The following is a 1,598-nucleotide window of genomic DNA, read 5'->3' on the forward strand; positions in this document are numbered from 1 at the left end:
TACAACACCCAGCGCATCCAGAAGAAGCTTGGTTGGCGTTCACCCGACGAATACGAAGCCAGCTACCATCAACCGGTTCCAGTCGGAACCAGGTAATCCGCTCTCCGGCTCAGCGGGGGAATCTCACCCGCGCCGGTCTCGTCCATACGGTCTTGGACAGTGAGTTTCGCGGTCTTTGGATCGGCTCGGTAGGTTGCTGAGGCTGTCGGTCGTTTCCTGCTGCGGTCGGAGGGCCGCGCTCAGGTCCGGTGACGGCTCGATGGGCGCATGCGCTACCCGCGGCCGGCCAGCGGTGCAGCCGCGATGCGAGGGGTGGCAGGCGAGTTTTTCGATCGCCGTCATGGCCGGTCTTTGAGATGTCTCTGGCCGCCGTGGACGACAAGCGGTGTGTCGGAGAGAGTCCGGATTCGTTCTGTGTCCTGAAGCAAGGGCGTGAGCAGTGCCTGCAATGTGGCGAATAGCGCGGCCTTCTCGCCAGCGCAGCACCGTAGGCCGATATATCCGTCGGGGCGTACCAAGCACAACATGTCCGCGCCGGAGTCGCCGAACAGGCTGAAGACTTCGTCGCTCTCGGCGATGACGGCGCCAGCCGGTGCGGCGGAGCCGAGCTCTGAGGAGGCAATCACCACCACGCGCAACTGTCGACTGTAGGGTTGCGCAACCTGTCCGACCGACGCCGCCAGCGTGGACAGTGGATCCCGTTGGAAGACCAGCAGTGTGTAGCCGGGGTGGCGCAGCAAGTCGTGCACGCGCAGTGTCGAGGTGATGTCGACATCGGGGGCGCGGTCTCCGGCTGTGAGTCCGTCCAGCGGCGGGAGGCCGTACGGCTCGGCTACGACATCGCGGTACGAATACGAAACTCCTGAGATCTGCTCGGCGGCCCCGTGCTTGAAGCCTGGCGCTCGGATGATCGCGCGGCGGGCGTCTATGGACTCGCCGTGCGCCATCATGAAGCTGTGCAGCATATGTGTGCCATCGATCACGTATCCGGCGATCCGGCGCCGCTCTACCTCATAGGTATCCAGCACCGACTCTGGCGCCTGTCCTGCGGCGGCGCCCGCGAGCTTGTATCCCAGGTTGAACGCGTCCTGAATGGCCGCGTTCATGCCTTGGCCACCGGCGGGTGAATGAACGTGGGCGGCGTCGCCGCACAGAAAGATATTGCCGGCGCGGTAGCCAGAGCTCACCCGCCGCCAGATCTCGAAGACGGTAGTCCATTCCGGCACACCGAGGGTGACTGTGCCGCCGAAGTGCCTGTCTACGACCTGCTGAAACTCTGCGCGAGCGACCTCGCGATCGGGCGTGGTCTTCTCGGCGGGCCTGGTATCAGAAATCAGCACACGGTAGTTGGTGGGAAGCTGCACCGTGAGCAGCATGTCTTCTACATGGATGTCGTAGTGGATATCTGTGTCTTCGGATCGGAGGCCGTACACCGGGACGTCCATCATCCTCATGCTGCCGGCGTACTCATGAGGAATTGTCAAAACCTGTGGTTCGGTCTGTTTCAGGCGACCTCCGTTCGGGTGGTGTCGGCCGGGTCGGGTGAGGATGCGGGGGTGATCTCGCGGGGTCGTTCGAGCAGCTTGCCCTTGTGGAAC

The 1,598-nt window shown here is 63.5% G+C and carries 1 protein-coding gene; it reads right to left on the reverse strand.

The genetic code is table 11. The features are described from left to right. Nucleotides 1-338: 338 nt before the first annotated feature. Entirely contained in the window at nt 339-1,454 is a 1,116-nt protein-coding gene (locus IU459_RS37070) for an FAD-dependent monooxygenase (RefSeq protein WP_195134245.1), read from the reverse strand. Between the last annotated feature and the right edge of the window lie 144 nt (nt 1,455-1,598).

The organism is Nocardia amamiensis, assembly GCF_015477605.1.
Classification (GTDB): Bacteria; Actinomycetota; Actinomycetes; order Mycobacteriales; family Mycobacteriaceae; genus Nocardia; species Nocardia amamiensis_A.

Bases quoted from the DNA above. Each gene is read 5' to 3' on its own strand.
- IU459_RS37070 (WP_195134245.1), bottom strand. From the start codon at position 1,454: ATGAGGATGATGGACGTCCCGGTGTACGGCCTCCGATCCGAAGACACA.